Source organism: Aestuariispira ectoiniformans (assembly GCF_025136295.1).
Classification (GTDB): Bacteria; Pseudomonadota; Alphaproteobacteria; order UBA8366; family Aestuariispiraceae; genus Aestuariispira_A; species Aestuariispira_A ectoiniformans.
Genome location: NZ_CP062788.1, coordinates 2,896,149 through 2,913,425 on the forward strand (window position 1 = coordinate 2,896,149; position 17,277 = coordinate 2,913,425).

The following is a 17,277-nucleotide window of genomic DNA, read 5'->3' on the forward strand; positions in this document are numbered from 1 at the left end:
ATCTGCCTCTTAGGACCTGAGCAGGTCATCGTTATCATTGTCGTTATCGGCTGAAGGATTAGCACCGCTGTCTTCGGGACTCACATGCGGTTTGGGAGCGCCCTCCGCACCGCGCAGGAATATCGGTTCAAAAATGCCATTTTGGCGAATTTCCAGAACACCCTCCCGGACCAGTTCCAGGCTGGCGACAAAATGCGCTGCCATCATCGACCGTCTGACAAGTGGATTTGTCATTGTGTCCGGCAAGAAGTCCACCAGGACTTTCCAATCCGGTATATTCCCCAACAGGCTTCGCAACCTTTCAACGGCCTGGTCCATGGAATAGAGGTCCGTCGGCATGATACGCAGCGTGCTGGCAACCATCTTGTCCTGCATCCGACCGTAGGTGCGCAATAGGTCATAGAGCGTCAGATCGAAAGTGGTATGCGTTTCAACATGCATCTTTTCTGGCTGTCCCCGCCTGAAGAAATCCTGACCAAGCTTTGGTCGGTCCTGCAGTTCCTGCGCCACTTTCTGCATTGCCTCGAGACGCTGCAACTGGAAGGCAAGCCGTGCCGCCAGTTCTGCCGGGTCTTCTTCCTCTTCATCCTCATGCTGGATCGGAAGCAACAGGCGGGACTTCAAATAGGCGAGCCACGCAGCCATCACCAGATAGTCTGCCGCAATCTCCAGACGCAGCTTCTGCGCCTGCTCTATGAAAGCAATATATTGCTCGGCCAGCGCCAGAATCGAAATTTTTGTAAGATCGACCTTCTGATCACGGGCCAGATTAAGCAACAGGTCAATCGGCCCCTCGTAACCGTCCAAATTCAGCATCAACAGATCAGGGTTCGCACGAGCGCCTGCGTCGTCTTCCTGGAAGTCGTCCTCAGCGCCCATCTGTGTCGAAATCCTTCGCTAAAACCTGCTGGTCATAATTACCGACCAGTTTATCCGCCTTTGCAGACAGATGCTATAGCAGGCCTGCCAGAAGAGATTCGAGGCGCCGTTCCGCGTCTGCCGTGTCAAAATCAGCAGGCCGCTTAAGGTCTTCCCGGAATGACCGCCATTTACTCCACTGAGATTCGGTCATGGGGGGCGCAGCCCGCACGACAGCTTCCATTTCCGCAGGATCGCCATTGCAATGCAAGGCAAGATCACATCCTGCCTCCAGGCATCCGCGCGCCCTGCATTCAAAATCCCCGGTCAGGGCATGCATGGAAAGATCGTCGCTGATCAACAATCCCTCAAAACCGATTTCCTGGCGAATCACGTCGTGAATCACTGTCGGCGAGGTCGTTGCAGGTCGGGCTGCATCGATTGCCTCATAGATAATATGGGCAGTCATGCCAAAGGGGGCATCACGCAGGCTCTGAAACGGCTTGAAGTCAATCGCGGACAACTCGTCATGCGTTGCACTGACAACCGGCAGGTCCTGATGGCTGTCTACCGTTGCGCGCCCATGGCCGGGGATATGCTTGATAACGGGAAAAACACCATTTGCCATGAAGGCATCCATGGCAACGCGACCCAGGTCACAAACACTGTCAGCATCCGGTGAAAAGGCCCGGTCGCCAATTGCCGCGTGGGTGGCGGGATTGGACACATCCAGCAGTGGCGCGCAATCAACCGAAATGCCGACAGCCCGCAGCTCTGCCGCCAGCAAGGCAATATTAAGTGCCAGAGCCTCTCTCGCCTTTTCCGGCGATGATTTATAGAGCTCGCCAAAAACCTGCATGGCAGGCGCGGCACGCCAGTGGGGCGGTCGCATGCGCTGGACCCGTCCCCCTTCCTGGTCGACAAAAACCGGGGCATCCGGACGGTCCACCGATTCACGAAGGTCGGACGTCAACTGGCAGAGTTGATCGGGATTTTCCACGTTCCGCGCAAAAAGGATGAAACCAAACGGGTCGGCTTCCTTGAAGAAGGCCTGCTCGTCTGTGGTCAGCTTTGCCCCGGCGCAGCCGAGGATAACGGAACGACTAGGCGCCTGGTTTGACAACGATGCACCCTACCTTCTTCGCTTGCAGATCGGCACAGAGCTTGCGCGCGGCATTCTGGTCCTTCAACGGTCCGCCACGAACGCGATAGAACGTTCCCTTCCCCTGCACTTTGATTTTTTGCACCTGCAAGACAAGGCTGCTCAGAAGCCCCGGGTGTTCTTTTTGCTTCTGCGCCCACTCCGCCTTGGCCGATTCCTCGCTTTTCACCGCACTGATCTGAATGCGCCAGCTCTTGTTCAGATCGACGACTTCAGGCGCAGGCACCTTCGTTTCCGTCACCGTGGTGTCGGGCTTGCTTTCCGGCATGGGGGCTGCTGCAGGCGGGGCTTTGGGTTCGGCCAATTCCGGTTCCGGCAGCTGCGGTTTTTGCGGCGACTGGGGTTCTGGCGGCCTTGGCTGCCCGTCTGAACCTTTTCTCGTAACAGCCTGACTTTCCTCTACAACATTCTGTTCGACCGTGTCGCCAGCGGACTGAGCCTCCCCCTCAACCGTTACGTCTTCCAGTTTGGGCGTCTCGGGTTCTTCAGGCTGGGGAAGCAGCCGTTCAACACGGGTATCGTCAACATTCTCATCTATCCGGTTGTAGACGAGTTTATCCTGATGAGGGATATCGAGCCCGCCCGGATCTTCCGGCTGAACCTTCGCGGAACCATCCGGTTGCAGGAGCGGTGCGGCTTCTTCGCTGCCACTGCGGACACCTTGATTATAGGCGTAATAAGTAATGACACCGAAACCAATCAGTGCAATCGCCGCAACGGCAATCGGCAATACCTTGCTGCCGCTGCTGAGTGCCGACATACGCCCTTTGGCCTCCCCTTCAATGGCGGCCAGTTCCTTATCAAGGTCGTCCATATCCGATCCCATAGCTTACCCTCGCCTACAGATCCTTTGTTAGTGCATTTCCTTCACCGGCTCGACGCCGAATACGGCCAACCCGGAGGCAATGACATTCCGCATGGCGGCAATCAGGGCCATACGTGCCCGGGTTGCCTCCAGATCATCAGCCACGACAAATCGCAGGCTGGTGTCTTCGCGCCCCTTGGCCCACAGACCGTGGAACGCCGCAGCAATATCCTGCATATAGAACGCAATCCGATGCGGCTCATGCGCCTCCGCAGCCCCTTCAACCATACGCGGCCACCCGGCCAGTTGTTTGATAAGAGCCAGTTCGTGCTCACCGTCCAGCTTCGACAAATCCGCACTCAGCAGCGCTTCATCACCGAAATCGGCATCAGGGAATGCTTCATTCGCCATACGCAGCACAGAATAACTGCGCGCATGGGCGTATTGAACGTAGAAGACCGGATTATCCTTTGACTGTTCCCGAACGGCGGTCAGGTCAAAGTCAATCGGTGCATCGTTTTTGCGGGTCAGAAGGAAGAAACGAACGACATCCTTGCCAACCTCGTCGACCAGATCGCGCAGAGTAACAAACGTCCCTGCCCGCTTGGACATTTTAATCGGCTGTCCCCTGTCCATCAGTTTCACCAATTGGCAAATTTTGACGTCAAGTTCCGCATGCCCTTCGCTGATGGCGGTCGTCGCCGCCTTCATGCGTTTGACGTAACCGCCGTGGTCCGCGCCCAGAACATCAATCAGGATTTCGGAACCGCGTTTGTATTTGTCGTAGTGATAGGCGATATCCGGCGCAAAATAGGTCCAGCTCCCATCGGATTTTTTCAGCGGACGATCAACGTCGTCACCGAAATCGGACGCTTTGAACAGGGTTTGCGGCCGTGGCTCCCAATCGTCCGGCTTCTTCCCCTTCGGCGGCTCAAGAACGCCCATATAAATCAGGCCACGGCTTTCCAGGGCGTTGAAGGCCTCATCCACGCGTCCTGCTTCGACAAGAGCGCGTTCAGAGGAGAATACATCATGCTGAACGCCCAGCTGCTTGAGGTCGTCCTTGATCAGGCCCAGCATCTCATCAATCGTAAAGGAACGCACGACAGGCAGCCATTCGCTTTCATCCTGGCCAAGAAGGCTGTCCCCGTATTTTTCTTTCAGCGCCTCACCTGCGGCTTTCAGATATTCACCGGGATAAAGACCTTCCGGAATCTCGATGGCTTCGCCGTGAGCCTCGCGATAGCGCAGATAGGCCGACCGGCCCAATACATCGACCTGTGCCCCGGCGTCATTGACATAATATTCCTTGGTCACATTGTGACCGGCCTTGGCCAGCAGGGAAGCCAGAACATCACCGACAACCGCACCACGGGCATGCCCGATATGCAACGGACCGGTCGGGTTCGCGGAAACATATTCCACATTAACGTTATGCCCTTGGCCGATATCGGAATCACCGAAGGCCTCACCCCGGCGCAGGATTTCTTTGGTAACATCCACCCAGACGGCAGTGGACAGTCGCAGGTTGATAAAGCCCGGTCCGGCAACCTCGGCCGTTTCGATATGATCGGACTCCAGTAACTTTTTCACGATGCTGTCAGCCAGATCGCGAGGTTTCGCGCCAGCCGGTTTCGCCAGGATCATTGCAGCATTCGTTGCCATATCGCCATGAGACGGATCGCGTGGCGGTTCGACGGTCACACGCCCGGTATCGGCATCTGCCGGAATCACGCCTTCGGCTTTCAGCGCATTCAACGCTGCTTCAATATCGTCTCTCAGGTCTTTAAAAACATTCATCTTTTACTAGCTCTTTCCAAACAAGCGTTCGGCTTCATTCAAGGCAAAACGATCTGTCATACCTGCAATATAGTCCGTCACGATGCGGGCGCTGTTGCGGCTGAACGGTTCGTCGCAATAGCTGCGCCATTCCGGCGGAAGCAAATCCGGATTCTTGAGATAATGACGGAACATGTCGCATACGATCTTAAAGGCCCGTTCCCGTTCAGCATTCACGATCGGCGCGCGGTACATATGGCGAAAGAGAAAGGCCTTCAGACCGCGTTCCTTTTCTCTCATTCCATCGGAGAACGCAACCATTGGCCGGTCCAGGTGCCGAACTTCATTCGCGTCTTTCGGTGCTGATGCCACTAATCGCTGTTTGCTCTCGGATACCACATCCTCCACCATCTCGCCGATGAGACGCCTGACCGCTTCTGAGATCAGGACCTCACCGGCCAGATTCGGATGGGCTTTGCGGATATCGGCAAAGGTCTGCCCCACATGCGGAACTTCGTCTGATACCTCATCAATCGTGAACAGGCCTGCGCGCAAGCCATCGTCCATATCGTGATGGTTATAGGCCACATCGTCGGCAATGGCGGCGACCTGCGCTTCCATACCGGCAAAGGTATGAAGGTCCAGGTCATGCTGGCGGTTATAGGTTGCGATTGTCGTCGGCAGGTCCGATTCGTCTTCTCCCGCCTTCAGCAGGGGGCCGTTATGCTTCACCACCCCTTCGAGGGTTTCCCAACTCAGATTAAGTCCGTGAAATCCGACATAACGGTTTTCCAGAAGAACTAACACCCGAAGGGCTTGGTCATTATGGTCAAAGCCGCCAAATGGCCTGGTTACATCGTCCAGGGCATCCTCGCCGGTATGACCAAAGGGCGTGTGCCCCAAGTCATGGGCCAGGGCGACAGCTTCCGTCAGATCCTCATCCACACCCAATGTCCGCGCCATCGCCCGGGCGATCTGTGCCACTTCGAGAGAATGCGTCAGGCGAGTCCGGAAATGATCCCCTTCCGGGGAAATGAAAACCTGCGTTTTATGCATCAACCGCCGGAATGCCGTACAATGAATGATGCGATCGCGGTCACGCTGAAAGGGTGTGCGTGTTTCCGAGGCCGTCTCCGGGTGAAGACGACCGCGACTGTCCTGCCAGCGGGTTGCGTAAGGGCCTAAGGTATTTTTCATCGCAAATCGACAACTAACCTTGCCTTTAATAAAAGGCAACCTTTGTTAAACTATGCTAGACGTTGACAATCTATATGGACTGCTTAGATATCCCATATATCTCGTCGGAGATTATTTCGGAGCAAAAAAGTGTCAGACCCCTTCGCCGTTGAAACTCAGGATCTCCCCCGCACGTTGACTGTATCGGATGCCGCGGCAAAGCGCATTGCTTTCTTGAAAGAACAGGAAGGCGACAAAGCGTTGATGCTGCGGATTACAGTATCTGGAGGTGGATGCTCCGGTTTTCAATATGGTTTTTCCTTTGACGACACTGTCACGCCCGATGATCTTGTCTTCGAAAAAAACGGCGTCCAGGTCGTAACCGATCAGGTGTCGATGGACTTGCTTGTCGGGTCCGAAGTCGATTTTGTCGATGACCTGATGGGCTCTTATTTCCAGATTACCAATCCGAACGCGACTGCTTCCTGCGGCTGCGGCACTTCTTTCTCCGTCTGATAAGGTTTCCAGATTACATGCGTATTGCCACCTTCAACGTGAACTCCGTGAAGGCCCGTTTGCCGCGCCTCCTTGAATGGCTCGATGAAAGCGGCCCAGATGTTGTCCTGTTGCAGGAGCTTAAATGCGTGGACGATGACTTTCCCCGCCTGGAAATCGAGGAAAAGGGCTACAAAGTCGAAACGCATGGCCAGAAAACCTATAACGGCGTGGCTATCCTGTCGAAGCACGACATAGAAGACGTCAAACGCGGCCTTCCCGGCGATGACGAGGATGTCCAGGCGCGTTATATCGAGGCAACAATTCAGGGCATTCGTCTCGCGTCCATCTACCTGCCCAACGGCAACCCGGTCGATACGGAGAAATATCCCTATAAACTGGGCTGGATGGATCGCCTTGCCGATCATATCCGCAATGATCTTCTGCCGCTGGAAATGCCGGTTGTCCTGGGGGGCGACTATAATATCTGCCCCGATGACCGCGATGTTTATGATCCCGACCGCTGGGCCAATGACGCCTTATGCCGACCGGAAAGCCGTGAGAAGTTCCGCACATTGCTGAACCTCGGTCTCACCGAGGCCTGGCGCGCGCTCCATCCGCACACAATCGGGCACTATTCCTATTGGGATTATGTCAAAGGCCGTTGGCAAAAGGACGAAGGATTGCGGATCGACCATTTCCTGCTGTCATCGCAGGCGGCTGACCGCCTTGTATCCTGTGAGATTGATAAATCTCCCCGCGGCAAAGAGAAGGCATCTGACCACACCCCGGTCGTCGTTGAGATCGCCGACGCCTAAACTTCTTCCGGCGCGAGGCGGGCCTCTTTCGAGGGGTAATGGATAACGAGCTGAAAGACGACCTCGCGATTAGTCCGATTACGATAGCCATGCTCCCGGTCCGCCGCAAAGCGGATGGCCTCGCCCGCCTCGAGGGACCGCCAGTCCCCATCGATGAGAACCCCCAGCTTTCCCTGGGTGACAACGATATGCTCGACAACGCCCGCTTCATGCGGCTGTGATATGCGTTGGTAGCCAGGGCGAAGGATCAACTCAAAATACTCAAAGCCAAAACGCGGTTCATAGGGAAAAACCAACGCCGTCGACATCCCCTCATCGGCGGGGTCGCGGCGCAAGTCGTCCAACGTTTTGATTTCTGTCGTCGTTACGCTGTCTGGGCTGGGCTCCAGCAACGAAGACAAGGACACGGAAAAGCCGGTCGCAATTTTCCATAGGGTATCGATGGTCGGACTGGATTCCTGCCGTTCGATCTGTCCTAGCATCGCCTTGCTGACCCCGGTTTCCCGGGCGGCCCTGTCCAGGCTCCACGCCACCTTCTTCCGGTAGCTTTTCACTGCCCGGGCCAAATGTGCCTTACGATCATCCAAAGTGTCCGCCCTCGCCTTGTGCGTTATAACGCATTTTTCCATTGTGCGTTTTAACGCACAAATGTTATAGCCACATCAGGATATGCGTTATAGCGCACAAACTCTTTAAAGCGAAAGCTGGAATTATGCTCAGGTTCTTCTCCCCCTCCCAGATATCTGCGGGATTTGTGTCTATCCTTGTCGGCTACACCAGTGCCGCCGTTATCATTTTCCAGGCAGCGCAAGCCGGTGGTGCGACAGCAGAACAGACAGGTTCCTGGCTATGGGCGCTTGGGTTGGGGATGGGGATTTGCAGTGCAGCCCTATCCATTTACTACCGCACACCTGTTCTGATTGCGTGGTCCACCCCGGGGGCCGCCCTGCTCGTCACCAGCCTGCACGGCGTTCCGATGAGCGAGGCCATAGGGGCGTTTATCTTCTCTTCGACCCTTATCACCCTTTGCGGCCTGACTGGCTGGTTCAACCGGATCATGGCGTTGGTGCCAAAGTCTCTGGCTGCCGCGATCCTCGCCGGCGTGCTATTAAGGTTTGGGTTGGCGGTCTTCCCCGGCCTTGAGCAGCAACTTCCTATGGTCGGCTGTATGATTGCAAGCTACCTGATCGGGAAAGTTCTTATTCCACGATATGTTATTCCCCTTACCTTCGGATTTGGCATAGCTTTCGCCGCCCTCTCCGGGCAGCTTCATTTCGACAATGTCGACTTTGCGCTGACGTCCCCGGTCTTCGTCATGCCCACCTTCAACATCAATACATTAATCAGCGTTGGCATCCCGCTTTTCGTTGTCACGATGGCATCGCAGAACGTACCGGGCCTGGCAACTCTGCGGGCCCACGGTTACCAGGTGCCCGCCTCCCCGCTTATTACCTGGTCCGGAATTACCGGATTGCTTTTGGCGCCATTCGGCGGATTTGCCTTTAACCTGGCTGCGATCACGGCTGCCATCTGCATGGGTAAAGAGGTCGATGAGGATCCGGACAAACGATATATTTCAGCGATTTATGCCGGGTTCTTTTACATGATTGCGGGTTTTTTCGCGGCCACCATCGTGGCGCTGTTCGCCGCCTTTCCGGAGGAGCTGGTCGCAGCGATCGCCGGGCTGGCGCTCCTCTCGACAATCGGCAATAGCCTGCATGCGGCCATGCAGGACGTAGATCACCGGGATGCGGCAATGATGGCTTTCGCCGCAACCGCATCCGGCTTCTCACTTTTCTCGATTGGAAGCGCCTTCTGGGGCCTCCTTCTGGGGCTGGTGATATTCGGCATTTCTACGCACCAGCGCCAACGGGCACAGCAGGCAGGTTAAACCGACCTATTTTCCGGGTGAAAGACGAACGCCGGCACGCAGACGCCTGAATTCCAACCGGGCCGGATCCGCATAAACGGGGCCCGGTGCCGCGCCGACAAGAACTTCTTCCGCCAAGGGCTGGAAGTCCGCACGGAAGTGTACGGAGCTTTTCAACGCTATGATCGGAAGGTCGGCTGGCTCTACACCCAGGTGACGGAGCATCGCGGTATCACCCGCCTGCATGCCCTTGGAGGCAAGAATAACTTTCACGCCCCCTGTCTCAAGAAGGGCCATATTCCCCAATTGGAAACGCGCGCCGCCCCACATAGGGCCGGTTCCGGTGAATACACCGTCCCCCAAGGCCAACACCGTGCAGTCACAAACAAAGGGCTCGTCGCCCGGGAACTCCCGGCCGCCCAGGGCCAGAGACAGCGTCGCCCCCTCACCGGCCTCATGGGCCTGTGCCGCAGAGACGGGATCAATCAGCATGGCCAGAAGCGCGCCTTCTGCCTGACCGGCAACCAGCGCACGCAGCATCCCTGTTGTATCTCCAGGGCCGCCACCACCGGGATTATCCTGCGTATCGGCAATGACGACGGGTTTGTCAGCATCCTCCGCCATAGACCTGGCAAGCTTCACCACTTCGGCAGCGTCATAGATCGGGCCGCCGAAACCAGCCTCACAGGCATTCACTGCCGCGATCATTGCATCCGCAGCGGCATCCGCGGCTTCCTGCGTCTCTCCATAAGCCACAACAGAGGCCCCGGCATGTTCAATATCCGCCAAGGCAAAACCGCAGGCAAAAGACAGTCCGGTCACAGCAGAGGTATTCCTTAGAAGCTGTGGCAGCGTCTGCTCATACAGGCCTTTTGCAGGGTCCATATAGGTGCAGCCCCAGTTCAACGGAATCAGGAATTCCGCCTGCCGGAACGCCTTCTTCGGTTTCGGTGCGCCTGCCAGGATATTGTTCAACTGCTGTGCTGCCCTGGCGCCGGTCTCCCCCATATCCACATGCGGATAGGTCCGGTAAATCTCCAAAACATCTGCTAATTCAACAAGTAACGGCGTCACATTGGCATGAAGGTCCAAACTGACGGTTATTGGAAGGTCATCCCCAACAAGGCCCCTAATGCGGCGCAGCAACTCGCCCTCACCGTCTTCCAGATGCTCCGTCACCATCGCGCCATGCAGGTCCAGATAGATACCATCCAGTGGCCCCGCTGCTTTCAAATCCTCAAGGAACATTGCAGCGATGCGTTCAAAGGCATCTTCCGTTACATGCGCGCTGGGCGTTGCGGAACACCACAACAGCGGGACGAGATCATGCCCCGCCTTCTTCAGTTCTTCCACGCCACCGGTAATGGGCAGATGAACACCGTCAATTCCAGGAAGAAGGTCCTCTCCGCGTACCAGGGCCGGCCAGCCGTCGGCGCGCACGAATTTATCGAAATCGGCTTTCACCGGAGCAAAAGTATTGGTTTCATGCTGAAAACCGCCAACCGCGATCCGCGCCATATTGACCCCCAAATTACCCATACAGACCAAATTGTTACTAAGAGTTTCCCATAAAACAGGAAAAGGCCGCTATACCATACGCGACCTTTTCCGGGATTCCAGCAAAGTTATTGTTACCTATTCAACGTCGCCAAGATCACGCACCGCGCCCTTGTCTGCAGACGTTGCAAAGGCCGCATAGGCTTTAAGCGCCCTGGAGACCTTGCGCTTGCGCGGCACAACAGGCTTCCAGGCGTCCTTGCCCCGCGTTTCCATCGCATCACGGCGGCGCTGTAATTCGGCATCATCGGCCAGCACGTTGATTGTGCGGTTGGGGATATCGATCTCAATGGCATCCCCCGCCTCGACGAGGCCAATATTGCCGCCTTCGGCTGCTTCCGGTGAGACATGACCAATCGACAGACCGGAAGTGCCGCCGGAGAAACGACCATCGGTAATCAGGGCACAGGCCTTACCCAGGCCCATGGATTTAAGATAGCTGGTCGGGTAGAGCATTTCCTGCATGCCCGGGCCACCTTTCGGCCCCTCATAGCGAATGACAACCACATCGCCTTCAGTAACTTCGCCGCCGAGAATACCGGCAACAGCCGCATCCTGGCTCTCAAAAATCTTTGCTGACCCTTTGAATTTCAAGATGCTTTCGTCAACGCCCGCCGTTTTAACAATACACCCGTTCTGGGCGATATTGCCGAACAGCACCGCCAGACCACCTTCCGAACTGAATGCCGTTTCACCGTCACGGATGACACCGGATGCCCGGTCTGTATCCAGTTCCGTATACATGCGGTTCTGGCTGAAAGCCTCCGTCGTGCGTACACCGCCTGGGGCGGCGCGATAGAAGTCGACAATGGCCTGATCAGACGTGCGGGCAACATCCCATTTCTCAATTGCATCCCCGATCGTCTTTTCATGCACGGTAGACGTATCGCGGTTGATCAGCCCCATGCGGTCCAACGACCCGAGAATCCCCATAATGCCGCCGGCACGATGAACATCTTCCATATGCACCGTCTGCGTGGACGGCGCGACCTTGCAGAGCTGCGGCACCCGGCGGGACAACTGATCCATATGGTTCATGTTGTAATCCACCTCACCTTCGCGTGCGATGGCAAGCAGGTGCAATACCGTGTTGGTCGAGCCCCCCATGGCGATATCCAACGCCATGGCGTTTTCAAAGGCCGCTGCCGTTGCGATACCGCGCGGCGTTACACTTTCGTCGCCGTCCTCATAGTAGCGGCGCGCAAGACCGACAATGCGTTGTCCCGCCTCTTCAAACAGGGATTTGCGCAGGCCATGCGTTGCCAGAACCGACCCGTTACCCGGCAGGGCAAGACCGATTGCTTCGGCAAGACAGTTCATCGAGTTCGCTGTGAACATGCCGGAACAGGACCCGCAGGTCGGGCAAGCGGAGCGTTCAAATTCAGCAACTTCCGCGTCCGACCGTTTGGGGTTTGCAGCCTCGACCATGGCATCCACCAGATCGACCATACGCTCCCCTTCCTGCAGGACGACCTTGCCGGCCTCCATCGGGCCGCCGGAGACAAAGATCGCCGGGATATTCAGGCGCATTGCCGCCATCAGCATCCCTGGCGTGATCTTGTCGCAGTTGGAAATGCAGATCATCGCATCCGCACAATGAGCGTTGACCATATATTCAACGGAATCGGCGATCAGCTCACGCGACGGCAGGCTGTAAAGCATCCCGTCATGCCCCATGGCAATACCATCGTCCACGGCGATTGTATTAAATTCCTTGGCAACACCGCCTGCCTTTTCGATCTCGGCTGCAACAAGGCTGCCCATATCCTTCAGGTGGACATGACCCGGCACAAACTGGGTGAAGGAGTTGACCACGGCAATAATAGGCTTCCCGAAATCTTCATTCTTCATTCCCGTCGCACGCCATAAAGCGCGTGCGCCCGCCATATTACGGCCGTGGGTGGTCGTCTTGGAACGATAGTCGGGCATGCCTGATCCTCGTGCAGCTTATAAATTGTTACAGTCCCGGCAACATAACTTCGTCAGGCAATACATAAAAGCCAAAAACATTCGCTGAATACCTATTCAAAGCAGTTTTCATATGTCGTCAATAATGCGCTTGTTGCATTAGCCATTTGTTCAAGTAAGATAGCCGTCCATAATTATACATTTGTAAAACAATGGGTGAAGACGATGGCATTCAATGAATACGGTCGAATTGAACAACTTGCTATTCGACCTGCTCAAGCCGCTTTTCGCGATCAGGCCAAGGCGACAGCTGAATGGCAGGACTTGCGATTTCATGCGGAGCCTGATGTAGAAGAAGCTTTCCGCGAATATGAAACACTGCTGTCAATCTACGAGAATGCAGGGATTTCCCTGCACAAGTTGCCGGCGGACAACAGCTTGACGCTGGACGCCATTTACGTCCGCGATGCCGCCATCATTTCCCCAAACGGCCTTATTCTGTGTAACATGGGCCGTGAATCGCGGAACAACGAACCCGCCATCCATGGGGAAATCCTCGCATCGAAAGGCATCAACGTCCTTGGGCGGATCGAAGCGCCGGGCAAGGTAGAAGGCGGCGATTTTATCTGGCTGAATGAAAAAGCAGCAGCGGTCGGGCTTGGCCCGCGCACAAACGAAGAAGGCATTCGCCAGTTGCATGGGCTTCTGGGCGAAGATGTGGACCTGCATGTCGTCCCCCTTCCCGCACCGGATCACCCGGATGACGTCTTCCACCTCATGTCCATGATCTCTCCCGTCGATGCGGACCTGGCCGTGATCTATCGGCCATTAATGCCGCAAAGCTTCCTGGACTGGCTTGACGGGCATGGCCTTGGTTACGTTGAAGTGCCGGAAGAAGAATTCCTGCCCATGGGATGCAACGTCCTTGCCATTGCCCCGCGCGAGGTGGTGATGTTGGATCGGCTGCCCGAAACCAAACGCCGCCTGGAAGCGGCCGGGTGCAAAGTCCACGTCTATAAGGGCGACGAAATCAGCCGCAAAGGCGAAGGCGGCCCGACCTGCCTGACCAGGCCATTGGTACGATCAGCATAAGTCTGCAGTCACATGATAGGCCCGGTTTTGCCGGGCCTTTTTCTATTTGAGAGCTTCTTTCCAGTGCTTTCGGCACATGGAGACATAGCGGTCATTGCCGCCGATTGCGACCTGGTCACCATCCTTGACCGGATTGCCCTGTTCGTCCATGCGCACCACCATCGTTGCCTTGCTGCCGCAATGGCAGATGGTTTTCACCTCACGCATTTCATCAGCCCAGGCCAATAATGCCTCGCTACCGGGGAACAGATTGCCCTGAAAATCGGTCCGCAAACCATAACAGATGACCGGGATGCCCAAATGGTCGGCAACGTCGGTCAACTGATAGACTTGATCACGCGTAAGGAACTGCGCCACATCCACCAGGGTGCAGGACATGGTGTCGTTGGCGTGGGCTTCCTCTACCATCTCCAACAGATTGTCGTCGGCGCGATAGATATGGGCATCCGCCTCCAAACCGATGCGCGATGCAACCCGCCCGATACCATAACGATCATCCAAGGAGGCGGTGAACAGCATCGTATTCATCCCGCGCTCACGATAGTTATAGCTGGATTGCAGCATGATCTTGCTTTTCCCAGCATTCATTGATGAATAGTAAAAGTGAAGTTTTGCCATAGCCTTAACGAATAAAATTAATCTTATTATTTAACTTTTTGCCAGGCCATTGCGATGCCACCGTCAATCACGATTCCAAATCCGTGATATATGAATTTGCCTTTTTCGAACCATCGGCCAACGAAGATTTCACCCTCCTTCTCAATGGAAAGGTCGAAGCAATCGTCATCCTCGTCGTCGGGACCGCAATAGAAGACTTTATAATCCCCCTCGATCCTCCCCGGTATGCCGCCCTTTGCCACACCTTTGCAGACCACTTTCCGGTCCAGTTCATCCGAATACCAGTCTGCTTCCAGGGTGCCGGGTTCCCGCCCCGGCCGATAGACCACGATTCCCAGATCGGACATGACATTTACCTCCCCAAGAAAAAGGGCCCTGCGTTAATCCGCAGAGCCCGTTTTCACAACACAATGAGACCACAGCCCCTGTTTAAAGAGCTGCTTTAATTCGATCCAGAGAGTCCTGGAGCTTGGCCCGTGCGTCTTTTTCCGTTGCCAGGCGTTCCTTGTTCTCCTCGACAACTTCTTCAGGCGCCTTGGCCAGGAAACCCTCATTGGAAAGCTTCTTCTCGATCTTGGTGATCTCGCCATCTGCTTTTTTGATGGCCTTTTCCAAACGTGCCAGTTCCTGGTTCAGGTCGATGACCTCTGCCAGAGGCAGGCCAACACGTGCACCATTGTGAAGCAGTTCAATCGAGCCTTTCGGCAACTCGCCGTCAAAAGCATAGCTTTCCAGGCGAGCCAGTCGGCCTATAACCGCCCAATTGCTTTCCAGCCAGGCCTTGTCCTGATCACTACCACCTTGCAACAACATCGGGATTTTAGCCGCAGGCGGCACATTCATTTCCGAACGGACCGAACGGACACCGGAAATAAGCCCCAAGACCCAATTCATCTCTTCCAAAGCAGAGGCGTCAATCATATCGTCTTCGAAAGACGGCCAAGCATCAGTGATAAGAGGCTGATCGGTGCCTTTGCCCAGCTTTTCCCAGAGTTCTTCCGTTATAAACGGTGTGAACGGGTGCATCAGGTGCAGGATCTGCTGCAGAACCCAACCGGCACAGGCACGAGTCTCGGCCACGACAGCGGCATCGTCGCTGTTGAGCAGCGGTTTGATCAGTTCGACATACCAGTCACAGAAAGTGCCCCAGACGAACTGGTAGATCGCGGACGCTGCATCGTTGAAGCGATAAACGGCAAGAGCCTCATCAATGGCACGGGTCGTTTTGACCACCTCACTGACAATCCAGCGATTGACCGTTTCCTTTGCTGTTTTCGGATCGAAATCCTGTCCCAGCACACATTCGTTCATCTCGCAGAAACGCGCGGCATTCCACAGCTTGGTGGTGAAATTCCGGTAGCCTTCCACACGTGACGTAGCGAGCTTGATGTCCCGCCCCGGAGCCGCCATGGAAATCAGCGTGAACCGCAAGGCATCAGCGCCATACTGGTCGATCAGCTTAAGCGGGTCGATCACATTGCCCTTGGACTTGGACATCTTGGCGCCCTTCTCGTCCCGGACAAGTGCATGAACGTAGACCGTGTGGAACGGCTCTTCTTCCATGAAATGCATGCCCATCATCATCATCCGGGCAACCCAGAAGAAGATAATGTCGAAACCGGTGACCAGAACGTCCGTCGGATAGTGACGGTCGACCAGTTCCGGCGTTTCGTCCGGCCAGCCCAGCGTCGAGAAAGGCCAAAGAGCTGAAGAGAACCATGTGTCGAGCACATCGTCGTCCCGTTTCAACTCGACGGCCTTGCCGTAATGGGCTTCCGCGGCTTTCTGGGCTTCTTCTTCGCTCGTCTCGACGAAGACCTCACCATCCGGTCCGTACCAGGCCGGAATCTGATGGCCCCACCAAAGCTGGCGGGAGACGCACCACGGCTGAATGTTATACATCCATTCGTAGTAGGTTTTCGTCCATTGTTCCGGAACGAATTTCACCCGGCCGTCTTCAACAGCCTCAATTGCCGGTTTGGCCAGGGTTTTGGCGTCAACATACCACTGATCTGTCAGGAAGGGTTCGATCGGAACGCCACCACGATCCCCGAAGGGCACCATATGAACATGGTCCTCGACCTTTTCGTAAAGGCCCAGGGCATCCATGTCGGCGATCACGGCATCACGGGCCTCAAAACGATCCATGCCCCGGTATTTTTCCGGCGCATTGTCGTTGATGGTCGCCTTTGTCGTGAAGACGTTGATCATCTCCAGGTCATGACGGCGACCGACTTCAAAGTCATTGAAGTCATGCGCAGGCGTCATCTTGACCGCACCGGTTCCCTGTTCCGGGTCCGCATAGTCGTCACCGACAATACGCAGCTTGAGCCCCGTCAGCGGATGCACGCAGTCCTTGCCGATCAAATGCTGGTAGCGTTCATCATCCGGGTGGACGGCAATACCGGTATCCCCCAGCATGGTTTCGGGCCGCGTTGTCGCGACAGTCAGAGATTCGTTGGAGCCTTCGACCGGGTATTGGAAATACCACATGTGGCCGTTGGTTTCCTTCTGCTCCACTTCCAGGTCGGAAATTGCGGTTTCCAACTTTGGATCCCAGTTGACCAACCGCTTGTCCCGGTAGATCAGACCCTGCTTGTAAAGTTCGACAAAGACCTTGAGAACCGCACGGCTCAACCCGTCATCCATGGTGAAGCGTTCACGGCTCCAGTCACAGGACGCACCCAAACGGCGAAGCTGATTGGTGATGCTGCCGCCGGACTCGCCTTTCCATTCCCAGACCTTCTCCAGGAATTTCTCACGCCCCAGATCACGACGCTTGATCCCTTCAGCATCCAGCTTGCGTTCCACGACCATCTGCGTGGCAATGCCCGCATGGTCCATGCCCGGCTGCCAAAGGACATCCAGGCCCTGCATCCGCTTATGGCGGATCAGAACATCCTGCAGGGTGTTGTTCAGGGCATGGCCCATATGAAGACTGCCCGTCACATTGGGCGGCGGGATTACAATGGTATACGGGTCAGAATTTTCATTCTGACCATGCTTGAAACAGCCTTCGTTTTCCCAACGTTTATAGTGCCTGTCTTCAACTTGAGCAGGCTCATAGGTCTTGTCCAGCATCTGGACCTCGCAACAGCTAGTATGTCTTCAACAAAATAAAATGAAATGCCCCGCCGCA

The 17,277-nt window shown here is 55.6% G+C and carries 15 protein-coding genes; 4 read left to right on the forward strand and 11 right to left on the reverse strand.

Features of this window, described 5'->3' with window-relative positions:
• Positions 1–9: 9 nt before the first annotated feature.
• The 5 genes from IF205_RS13575 to IF205_RS13595 all read right to left on the reverse strand — a co-directional run bounded on the left by IF205_RS13575 (position 10) and on the right by IF205_RS13595 (position 5,801).
• Entirely contained in the window at positions 10–879 is an 870-nt protein-coding gene (locus tag IF205_RS13575) for a segregation and condensation protein A (protein ID WP_259779899.1), read from the reverse strand.
• Between the two features lie 73 nt (positions 880–952).
• Positions 953–1,981, reverse strand: a complete 1,029-nt coding sequence (nagZ, locus tag IF205_RS13580) for a beta-N-acetylhexosaminidase (RefSeq protein ID WP_259779900.1) — start codon at positions 1,979–1,981, stop codon at positions 953–955.
• Positions 1,962–2,834, reverse strand: a complete 873-nt coding sequence (locus tag IF205_RS13585; protein ID WP_259779901.1) for an SPOR domain-containing protein — start codon at positions 2,832–2,834, stop codon at positions 1,962–1,964. Before IF205_RS13585 ends, nagZ begins: the two co-directional genes overlap by 20 nt.
• Before the next feature lie 39 nt (positions 2,835–2,873).
• A complete protein-coding gene (gene argS, locus IF205_RS13590) occupies positions 2,874–4,625 on the reverse strand; it encodes an arginine--tRNA ligase (protein WP_259779902.1) in 1,752 nt (583 codons plus the stop codon).
• 6 nt (positions 4,626–4,631) lie between these two features.
• Complete coding sequence (locus IF205_RS13595) at positions 4,632–5,801, reverse strand: deoxyguanosinetriphosphate triphosphohydrolase (RefSeq protein ID WP_259779903.1); 1,170 nt, start codon at positions 5,799–5,801, stop codon at positions 4,632–4,634.
• A gap of 129 nt (positions 5,802–5,930) precedes the next feature.
• Between IF205_RS13595 and erpA the strand changes: the two genes are divergently transcribed.
• Both erpA and IF205_RS13605 read left to right on the forward strand, forming a co-directional pair.
• Positions 5,931–6,296, forward strand: coding sequence for an iron-sulfur cluster insertion protein ErpA (gene erpA / locus IF205_RS13600; protein ID WP_259779904.1), 366 nt, complete (start codon positions 5,931–5,933; stop codon positions 6,294–6,296).
• A gap of 17 nt (positions 6,297–6,313) precedes the next feature.
• Entirely contained in the window at positions 6,314–7,093 is a 780-nt protein-coding gene (locus IF205_RS13605; RefSeq protein ID WP_259779905.1) for an exodeoxyribonuclease III, read from the forward strand.
• Here IF205_RS13605 and IF205_RS13610 read toward each other — a convergent pair.
• Positions 7,090–7,680 carry a helix-turn-helix domain-containing protein gene (locus IF205_RS13610; RefSeq protein ID WP_259779906.1) on the reverse strand — a complete coding sequence of 197 codons (591 nt, stop codon included), beginning with the start codon at positions 7,678–7,680 and terminating at the stop codon, positions 7,090–7,092. The two genes, IF205_RS13605 and IF205_RS13610, sit on opposite strands and share 4 nt — an antisense overlap.
• Positions 7,681–7,805: 125 nt before the next feature.
• On the opposite strand from IF205_RS13610, the gene IF205_RS13615 reads away from it, so the two are divergent.
• Positions 7,806–8,984, forward strand: a complete 1,179-nt coding sequence (locus IF205_RS13615) for a benzoate/H(+) symporter BenE family transporter (protein WP_259779907.1) — start codon at positions 7,806–7,808, stop codon at positions 8,982–8,984.
• 6 nt (positions 8,985–8,990) lie between these two features.
• Here IF205_RS13615 and IF205_RS13620 read toward each other — a convergent pair whose 3' ends face one another.
• A complete protein-coding gene (locus tag IF205_RS13620; protein WP_259779908.1) occupies positions 8,991–10,481 on the reverse strand; it encodes a M81 family metallopeptidase in 1,491 nt (496 codons plus the stop codon).
• A gap of 117 nt (positions 10,482–10,598) precedes the next feature.
• The gene (gene ilvD / locus IF205_RS13625) at positions 10,599–12,449 is read right to left on the reverse strand and encodes a dihydroxy-acid dehydratase (protein WP_259779909.1); all 1,851 of its coding nucleotides are present in this window, start codon (positions 12,447–12,449) and stop codon (positions 10,599–10,601) included.
• A gap of 204 nt (positions 12,450–12,653) precedes the next feature.
• On the opposite strand from ilvD, the gene IF205_RS13630 reads away from it, so the two are divergent.
• Entirely contained in the window at positions 12,654–13,520 is an 867-nt protein-coding gene (locus IF205_RS13630) for a dimethylarginine dimethylaminohydrolase family protein (protein WP_259779910.1), read from the forward strand.
• A gap of 42 nt (positions 13,521–13,562) precedes the next feature.
• Here the strand turns inward: IF205_RS13630 and IF205_RS13635 are convergent, their stop codons facing one another.
• The 3 genes from IF205_RS13635 to IF205_RS13645 form a co-directional block, all read right to left on the reverse strand.
• Positions 13,563–14,084, reverse strand: a complete 522-nt coding sequence (locus IF205_RS13635) for a thymidine kinase (RefSeq protein ID WP_375542650.1) — start codon at positions 14,082–14,084, stop codon at positions 13,563–13,565.
• Between the two features lie 80 nt (positions 14,085–14,164).
• A complete protein-coding gene (locus tag IF205_RS13640; protein ID WP_259779912.1) occupies positions 14,165–14,485 on the reverse strand; it encodes a hypothetical protein in 321 nt (106 codons plus the stop codon).
• An 82-nt stretch (positions 14,486–14,567) separates the two neighbouring features.
• Positions 14,568–17,219, reverse strand: coding sequence for a valine--tRNA ligase (locus IF205_RS13645; RefSeq protein ID WP_259779913.1), 2,652 nt, complete (start codon positions 17,217–17,219; stop codon positions 14,568–14,570).
• Positions 17,220–17,277 lie beyond the last annotated feature (58 nt).

Bases quoted from the DNA above. Each gene is read 5' to 3' on its own strand.
- IF205_RS13575 (WP_259779899.1), bottom strand. From the start codon at position 879: ATGGGCGCTGAGGACGACTTCCAGGAAGACGACGCAGGCGCTCGTGCG.
- IF205_RS13585 (WP_259779901.1), bottom strand. From the start codon at position 2,834: ATGGACGACCTTGATAAGGAACTGGCCGCCATTGAAGGGGAGGCCAAA.
- argS (WP_259779902.1), bottom strand. From the start codon at position 4,625: ATGAATGTTTTTAAAGACCTGAGAGACGATATTGAAGCAGCGTTGAAT.
- IF205_RS13595 (WP_259779903.1), bottom strand. From the start codon at position 5,801: ATGAAAAATACCTTAGGCCCTTACGCAACCCGCTGGCAGGACAGTCGC.
- IF205_RS13605 (WP_259779905.1), top strand. From the start codon at position 6,314: ATGCGTATTGCCACCTTCAACGTGAACTCCGTGAAGGCCCGTTTGCCG.
- IF205_RS13615 (WP_259779907.1), top strand. From the start codon at position 7,806: ATGCTCAGGTTCTTCTCCCCCTCCCAGATATCTGCGGGATTTGTGTCT.
- IF205_RS13620 (WP_259779908.1), bottom strand. From the start codon at position 10,481: ATGGCGCGGATCGCGGTTGGCGGTTTTCAGCATGAAACCAATACTTTT.
- ilvD (WP_259779909.1), bottom strand. From the start codon at position 12,449: ATGCCCGACTATCGTTCCAAGACGACCACCCACGGCCGTAATATGGCG.
- IF205_RS13630 (WP_259779910.1), top strand. From the start codon at position 12,654: ATGGCATTCAATGAATACGGTCGAATTGAACAACTTGCTATTCGACCT.
- IF205_RS13635 (WP_375542650.1), bottom strand. From the start codon at position 14,084: ATGCTGCAATCCAGCTATAACTATCGTGAGCGCGGGATGAATACGATG.
- IF205_RS13640 (WP_259779912.1), bottom strand. From the start codon at position 14,485: ATGTCCGATCTGGGAATCGTGGTCTATCGGCCGGGGCGGGAACCCGGC.
- IF205_RS13645 (WP_259779913.1), bottom strand. From the start codon at position 17,219: ATGCTGGACAAGACCTATGAGCCTGCTCAAGTTGAAGACAGGCACTAT.